Source organism: Kitasatospora sp. NPDC057512, assembly GCF_042802135.1.
Classification (GTDB): Bacteria; Actinomycetota; Actinomycetes; order Streptomycetales; family Streptomycetaceae; genus Kitasatospora.
In genome coordinates this window covers 1-7,652 of the sequence record NZ_JBHVET010000399.1, presented here as the reverse complement: position 1 = coordinate 7,652, position 7,652 = coordinate 1, and the positions used below count along the sequence as shown (strand labels likewise).

The following is a 7,652-nucleotide window of genomic DNA, read 5'->3' as shown; positions in this document are numbered from 1 at the left end:
GCTTCACCGCCGACGGCATCCGCGCCCGCCGCATCCCCGTCGACTACGCCTCCCACTCCGCCCACGTCGAGCGCATCCAGGACGAACTGCTCACCCTGCTCGCCCCCGTCACCCCCCGCCCGGCCGACACCCCGTTCCACTCCACCGTCGACAGCCGCTGGCTGGACACCACGACGATGGACGCCGCCTACTGGTACCGCAACCTCCGCCGGACCGTCCGGCTGGAGGAGGCCGTCCGCGCCCTGCTCGCCGAAGGCTTCAGCACCTTCGTCGAGGTCAGCCCCCACCCCGTCCTCACCCCCGGACTCCAGGAGACCCTGGACGAGGCGACCGCGCCCACCGTCACCTGCGGCACCCTCCGCCGCGACCACGGCGGCCCGACCGCCTTCCTGGCCTCCGCCGCCCGGCTGCACGTCCGGGGCGTCCCGGTCGACTTCTCCCCCGCCCTCGCCGGGGCCCGCCGGGTGGACCTGCCCACCTACCCCTTCCAGCGCAGCCGCTACTGGCTGGAGGGGCCGCGCGAGGACGCCTCGGCCGGCGCCCTGTTCCGGACCGTCTGGCGGCCCGTCGGGGGTACCCGCACCGGCCGCCCGGACGGCCCGATCGCCGTCCTCAACGCCGGTCCCGGCTCCACCGACGGGCTGGTCCCGTACGCCGATCTGGCCGCCCTCGCCGCCGCCGAGGCGGTCCCCGCCACCGTCCTCTACCACCTGCCCGCCGCGGCGGGCCCGGACGCCGGGCTGCCGACGGCCGTCCGCACCGCCGTCAACCGGACCCTCGACCTGCTCCGCGCCTGGCTCGCCGAACCCCGGCTGGCCGGCTCCCGCCTCGTCCTGGCCACCCGCCGCGCCGCCGGCCCCGGCCTGGAGGACCTCGCCCTGGCCCCGGTCTGGGGGCTGGTCCGCTCCGCCCAGGCGGAGTACCCGGGCCAGTTCGCGCTGCTCGACCTGGACGACTCCGCCGCCTCCGCCGCGGCGGTCCCCGCCGCCCTGGCCACCGACGAGCCCCAGCTGGTGATCCGCGACGGCGTTCCGCACGCGGCCCGCCTGCTGCCCGTCCCCGAGGAGTCGGCCCGTCCGCTCGACCCGGCCGGGACGGTCCTGATCACCGGCGGCACCGGCACCCTCGGCACCCTGCTCGCCCGCCACCTCGTCACCGAACACGGCGCCCGCCACCTGCTGCTCACCAGCCGCAGCGGCCCCGACGCCCCCGGCGCGGACGACCTCACCACCGAACTCACCGCCCTCGGCGCCACCGTCACCGTCACCGCCTGCGACACCGCCGACCGCGAACAACTCTCCGCACTGCTCGCCGACATCCCCACCGACCACCCCCTCACCGCCGTCCTCCACACCGCCGGCGTCCTCGACGACGGCATCCTGGACTCGCTCACCCCCGACCGGGTGGACACCGTGCTCCGCCCGAAGGTCGACGCCGCCGTCCACCTGCACGAGCTGACGGCCGGCCACGACCTCGCCGCCTTCGTCCTGTTCTCCTCCGCCGCCGCCACCCTCGGCAGCGCGGGCCAGACCAGCTACGGCGCGGCCAACGCCTTCCTCGACGCGCTCGCCGAGCGCCGCTGCTCCCGGGGCCTGCCCGCGCAGTCGCTCGCCTGGGGCCTGTGGGCCCAGCCCAGCGGCATGACCGGCGGGCTGGACGAGGCCGAGCTGTCCCGGATGGTCCGCGGCGGGGTGGCCCCGCTCTCCTCCGCCGAGGGCCTGGCCCTGTTCGACGCCGCGCTGGCGGCCGGGGACGCCACCCTGGTGACCGCCCGCCTGGACCTGCCCGCCATCCGCCGCAGGGCCGCTCCCGGCCCGCTGCCCGCGCTGCTGCGCGACCTGGCGGCCGCTGCCCCGGCCCGGCGCCGGGAGCCGGCCGGGGAGCTCCCCGAGGACACCGCGGGCCCGTCCGCCGCCGAGCGGCTGGCCGGGCGGCTGGCGGACGCCGGGGAGGTGGAGCGGGAGCGGATCCTGCTCGACCTGGTGCGCGGCGCGGCGGCCGGGGTGCTCGGCCACACGGGGCCCGAACAGGTCGACCCGGGGCGGCGGTTCCTCGAACTCGGCTTCGACTCGCTGACGGCGCTGGCGCTGCGCAACCAGCTGGGCGCGGCCACCGGGCTCCGGCTGGCCACCAGCCTGATCTACGACCAGCCCTCCCCGGCGCTGCTCGCCGCCCACCTGCGCGAGCGCCTCGCCGAGCGGGCCGCCGAGGCCGGCTCCGCCACGACCGCCGCCGAGTCGACCGGTGCCGAGCCGACCGGTGCCACGGACGGCGCCGAGCCGGACGGCCCGCTGGCGACGCTCTACTGGCAGGCCTGCGAGCGGGGTTCCTCGATGGCCGCGCTGGACCTACTCAAGGCCGCCGCCGGCTGCCGGCCCTCGTTCCGGACCGCCGAGGAGGCCCCGGCCGCCGAGCCGGTCCGGCTCGCGCAGAGCCCGGACGGCCCGGTGCTGGTCTGCCTGCCGTCCTTCGGCCCGGTCTCCGGCCCGCACGAGTACGCCCGGTTCGCCGCCGCCTGCCGCGGCCGCCGCGAGGTCCTGGTGCTGCCCCAGCCGGGCTTCCTGGCCGGTGAGCTGCCGCCCGCCGACCTGGACGCGCTGGCCGACCTGCACGCCGGGTCGGTGCTCCGGCACACCGGCGGCCGGCCGTTCGTGCTGGTCGGCCGCTCGGCCGGCGGCTGGATCGCGCACGCGGTGGCCGCCCGGCTGGAGCGCCTCGGGGCGGGCCCGGCCGGGCTGGCCCTGGTCGACAGCTACGACCCGGACTACGACCAACTGCCGCTGCTGGAGCCGTCGATGTCCGCCGCGATGAAGGACCGCGAGTCGGCCTTCGCGCTCGCCGACGACACCCGGCTGGCCGCGATGGGCGCGTACCACCGGCTCTTCGCCGGCTGGCGCCCGGAGCGGATCGCCGTACCGACCCTGCTGGTGCGGGCGGCCGACCCGTGGACCGAGGAGATCCGGGAGTCGGCCGGCTGGCAGGCCGTCTGGTCGCTCCCGCACACCGCCCTGGACACCCCCGGCGACCACTTCTCGGTCCTGGAGGACCACTCCGACACCACCGCGCGCACCGTGCTGGCGTGGCTGGCCGACGCCGTCGAGCCCGCCCTCAGACCTCTCTGACGGCCGGCCGCTGATCCACCGTTCGAACCTCCTCAGGAGACAGCTCATGAAGATCGTCATCATCGGTGCAGGGCTCGGCGGCGTCGCCTCCGCCCTGGCGCTCACCCGCTCCGGCCACCAGGTCGAGCTCTACGAGCAGGCGGACGAGCTCCGCAAGGGCGGCTACGGGGTGATCCTCTGGCCGAACGCCACGGGCATCCTGAGCCAGCTGGGCATCGACCACACCGACCTCGGCCACCGCCTCGACCGGGTGGACATCACCTCGGAGACCGGCCAGCCGCTGGTCAAGGTCGACCTCGACCGGATCGCGCGCGACTTCGGCTCGCCGAACAAGGTGATCCGCCGCAGCGAGCTGGTCGAGGTGCTGGCCGCGGCGCTGCCGCCGGGCGTGCTGCGGTTCGGCGCCCGCGCCACCGCCATCGACGAGCCGGCGCCGGGGACGGACGGGCCGGTCGCGATCACCTTCGAGGACGGCCGGCGGATCGAGGCCGACGTGCTGATCGGCGCGGACGGCCACCGCTCCTTCGTCCGCAAGCACCTCTTCGGCTTCTCGCCGGCCGAGCACACCGGCTGGGCGACCTGGCACGGCACCACCCCGCTGCCGGTGGAGCTGACCAACAGCAACCGGGTGCAGACCATGGCCGGCGAGCACGGCCTGTGCGTGATGCACCCGCTCGGCGAGTCCATGCTCTACTGGGCCTTCGAGACGCCGTGGGCGGACGGCGACGCCGTCCCGCCCGGCGCACCCGGCTCCCCCGACGGCACCGGCCCGCTCGGCGCCGACGGCGAGCCGCAGTCCGCGGTGGCCAACCTGCGGGCCCGGTTCGCCGGCTTCTCCTCCCCGCTGCCCGAGCTGCTGGAGTCGATCAGCGACGAGGACGTCCAGGTCTTCCCGCACATCCTGCACCAGGTCCCCAAGGTGTGGGGGCGCGGCCCGGTGACGCTGCTCGGCGACTCGGTGCACGCCGTCCCGCCGCGCACCGGCATGGGCGCCAACCAGGCACTGGAGGACGCCTGGGTGATCGGGCGGGCGCTGTCCGGCCAGGGCTCCCCCGCCGAACTGCTGCGCCGCTACGAGAAGATCCGCCGCCGCCGGGTCAAGATGCTCTACCACTACGCCGCGGCGACCGGGAAGCAGGGCCAGTCGGTGCCCGGCCTCTTCAAGCGCTCCAAGGACGGCATCTCCTTCACCGGGTTCCAGCGCTTCCAGATCAAGGCCTTCAGCAACTACCTCAACGCCAAGCCGCGCTGACGGACCGTCAGTCCGCGCGCCACCCGTTCCCAGAGAGAGTGACACCCGTCATGAAGATCATCCGTCAGCACGCCTACGGCGGCCCCGAGGTGCTGGAGCTGGAGGACCTCGAACTGCCCGAGCCCGGCCCGGGCCAGGTGCTGCTGCGCACCCACGCCGCGGCCGTCACCTTCTTCGACATCCTCAACCGGCGCGGCGACCTCGCCAAGCGCGACTACTACCGGGCCGACGCCGCGCTCCCGCTGGAGCCCGGCTACCAGGGCTCCGGCTACGTCGAGGCGCTCGGCCCGGACGTGACCGGCGTGAAGGTCGGCGACCGGGTCGCCTGGGCCCTGGCGGCCGGCTCGTACGCGAGCCACGTCATCGCCCCCGCCGCGCAGTTGATCCCGGTGCCGGACGACATCGACCTCGGCGAGGCGGCCGGCCTGCCGGTGCAGGGCCTGCTCGCGTACAAGCTGACCCACGAGGCGTACCCGCTGGCCGAGGGCGACTGGGCCCTGGTGCAGTCGGCGGCCGGCGGGGTGGGCACGCTGATCACCCAGTTCGCCCGGATGCGCGGCGCCCGGGTCATCGGCGTGGTCTCCGCCGAGGAGAAGGCCGTCGTCGCCAAGGAGGCCGGCGCCGAGGCGGTGATCGTCTCCGGCAACGCCGAGGACGTGGCCGCCGAGGTCAAGCGGATCACCGGCGGCGAAGGCGTCCGGGTGGTCTACGACGCGGTCGGCAAGGACACCTTCGAGGCAAACCTCGACAGCCTGGCCCCGCGCGGCTACCTGATCAACTTCGGCCAGGCGAGCGGGTTCGTCCCGCCGCTGGACCTGATGACGCTGAACGACAAGGGCTCGCTGTTCGTCACCCGCTTCTGCCTGCCGCACTTCTTCGACGAGTCCTGGCCGCCGCTGAACTTCCTGGAGCGGTGCTTCCAGTGGATGCGCGAGGGGAGGCTGACCGTCCGGATCGACTCCCGCTTCCCGCTCGGCCAGGCCGCCGAGGCGCACGCCGCCGTCGAGGAGCGCCGCACCAGCGGCCGCGTCCTGCTCATCCCCTAAGACCCCCCTACACCCCCTGAATCCACCTCAGAACACGCTTCTCGCACCATATTCGGATCTGCCTCGCAGACCGGGACGGGTAGGCTCCGCACCATGAGTGACACGAGCGCGATTTCGGTCGCGCGCGCCACGATCGACGAATTCACCGGCTCGACTCCCGCCGAACTCGACGGCGTATTCCGCCGGCTCGCCGCGGAATTCCAGACGGACGGTTCCCTCCGCCCGGACGCGCTTTCCGGAATTCCGGCTCTGCTGGACGCGCTGGACACCGTCCCGCCCGCGCACCGGGCCAGGCTCGCCCTGCTGCTCGGGCTGCTGGCCGAGGCCGCCGGCCCGGACGGCGGCTTCCCCGCCCACGAGGCCGTCCGGGCCGGTCTGGACCGCTACCTCCGGCTGCTGTCGGACGCCGGGACGGACGCCGGGCTGGGCGCCGCCCTGTTCTTCCTGCTGGGCCACTTCCCCGAGGACGGCGCACGGATCCTCGCCGCCCTCCCCGGCACCGGGGTCGACCAGGACGACCTGTCCCGGCTGGCCCGCTGCCTCCAGCCCTGGGAGACCGCGGACGCCGCGACCCGGTGGAACCTCGGCCGGGTCTTCCCGTCCCCCGCCGTCTGGGGCCTGACCGAGCAGGAGCGGGCCACCGCCCCCGCGCTCGACCAGTGGCTCGGCCTGCCCGCCGAGCGCACCGCCGAGCTGTGGGCGACCGAGACCCGGGCGCTGCTGGCCTACTCCGGCGCCAAGGCGGTCTGGGCCTGCGAGCACGGCGCCACGGTGTCCCCGTTCGTGGTGCCCGCCCCCGAGGAGGAGCGGACCGTCGAGCCGTCCCCGGCCGCGGACGTCCTGCGGGGCCACGCCCGGGCCGTCCGCTGCCCGCGCTGCCGGCAGCCGCTGACCGGCGGCGCCGAGGCCGCCGTCTGCACCGGCTGCGCGGCCGGATTCCCGGTGGTGGACGGGCTGTTGGACTTCCACGACCAGCCGTCCGGCCCGAGCGACCCGCTGCTGGCCGGCCGGTACGAGCGCGGCCTGCGGGCCGGGTTCGTCCGGATCATGGGTGCCAACTGGGGCGGCTGGGTGTCGCTCGACGACGAGGACGCCTACCTCACCGAGCACGTCCGGCCGGTCGACGGCCCGGTGCTCGACCTGGCGGCCGGCGCCGGCCGCTGGACCAGGGTGCTGGCCCGTTCGCTCGGCGAGGAGCGGGTGATCGCGCTGGACCTCTCCGCCGAGATGCTGGCCCAGCTGCGGGCCAAGCTGGACCGGGTCCTCACCGTCCGCGGCAGCGCCCTGGAGCTGCCGTTCGAGGACGCCTCGCTGGGCGGGGTGAACTGCTGGAACGCGCTGCAGGCGATCCCCGACCCGGAGCAGGCGATCCGCGAGGTCGGCCGCTGCCTGCGCCCCGGCGGCACCTTCACGGTGATGACCTTCCGTCAGGCCGCCGACCCGCTCTACCGACAGTTCCAGCGCCGGCTGGAGCGCCAGGCGCACCGCGGCTCCTTCGACCCGGAGCAGCTCACCGGCTGGCTGGCCGACGCCGGGATGACCGTGCGCGACCTGTCCGGCCCCGGAAACTTCCTGTTCGTCACCGCCGTCAAGGCATAGTCCCGCACGAGGAGAGGCCATGCCCGTCAGCCCCGACCCTTCCCAGACGTACCTTCCGGGAATGGACAACAAGGTGGTGTTCCTGAAGAACCTGATCAGCTCGCCGCTGATCGAGGTGGGGGAATTCACCTACTACGCCGACATCGACGACCCGGCGGCGTTCGAGACCCGGAACGTGCTCTACAACTTCGGGCCCGAGAAGCTGGTGATCGGCAAGTACTGCGCCATCGGCACCGGCACCCAGTTCATCATGCCGGCCGCCAACCACCCGATGATCGGCTCCACCACCTACCCGTTCTTCATGTTCGGCGGGGACTGGACGGCGCGGACGGTGGACGCGCTGGCCGGCGTCGCCAGCCGCGGCGACACCGTCATCGGCAACGACGTGTGGATCGGCCGCGAGGCCGTGATCATGCCGGGCGTGACAATCGGCGACGGCGCGATCATCGGCACCCGGGCCGTGGTCACCTCCGACGTGCCGGCCTACGGCGTGGTCGGCGGCAACCCCGGCAAGCTGATCAAGAAGCGCTTCGAGGACGCGGACATCGACCGGCTCGCCCGGATCGCCTGGTGGGACTGGCCGGTCGAGGCCGTCACCGAGCACGTCCGCACCATCTTCACCGGCTCCCCCGC

The 7,652-nt window shown here is 74.8% G+C and carries 5 protein-coding genes; all 5 read left to right on the top strand.

Going from position 1 to position 7,652, the window contains the following annotated elements:
• A partial coding sequence (locus tag ACFU6K_RS24085) for an SDR family NAD(P)-dependent oxidoreductase (RefSeq protein WP_380666236.1) occupies positions 1-3,122 on the top strand: 3,122 nt, incomplete at its 5' end.
• 46 nt (positions 3,123-3,168) lie between these two features.
• Positions 3,169-4,374 carry an FAD-dependent oxidoreductase gene (locus tag ACFU6K_RS24080; RefSeq protein ID WP_380666234.1) on the top strand — a complete coding sequence of 402 codons (1,206 nt, stop codon included), beginning with the start codon at positions 3,169-3,171 and terminating at the stop codon, positions 4,372-4,374.
• A 50-nt stretch (positions 4,375-4,424) separates the two neighbouring features.
• Entirely contained in the window at positions 4,425-5,420 is a 996-nt protein-coding gene (locus tag ACFU6K_RS24075; protein WP_380666233.1) for a quinone oxidoreductase family protein, read from the top strand.
• 93 nt (positions 5,421-5,513) lie between these two features.
• On the top strand, positions 5,514-7,019 hold the full coding sequence (locus tag ACFU6K_RS24070; protein WP_380666231.1) for a methyltransferase domain-containing protein: 1,506 nt from the start codon (positions 5,514-5,516) through the stop codon (positions 7,017-7,019).
• A gap of 19 nt (positions 7,020-7,038) precedes the next feature.
• On the top strand, positions 7,039-7,652 hold a 614-nt coding region (locus ACFU6K_RS24065; protein WP_380666229.1), incomplete at its 3' end, for a CatB-related O-acetyltransferase.

Bases quoted from the DNA above. Each gene is read 5' to 3' on its own strand.
- ACFU6K_RS24080 (WP_380666234.1), top strand. From the start codon at position 3,169: ATGAAGATCGTCATCATCGGTGCAGGGCTCGGCGGCGTCGCCTCCGCC.
- ACFU6K_RS24075 (WP_380666233.1), top strand. From the start codon at position 4,425: ATGAAGATCATCCGTCAGCACGCCTACGGCGGCCCCGAGGTGCTGGAG.
- ACFU6K_RS24070 (WP_380666231.1), top strand. From the start codon at position 5,514: ATGAGTGACACGAGCGCGATTTCGGTCGCGCGCGCCACGATCGACGAA.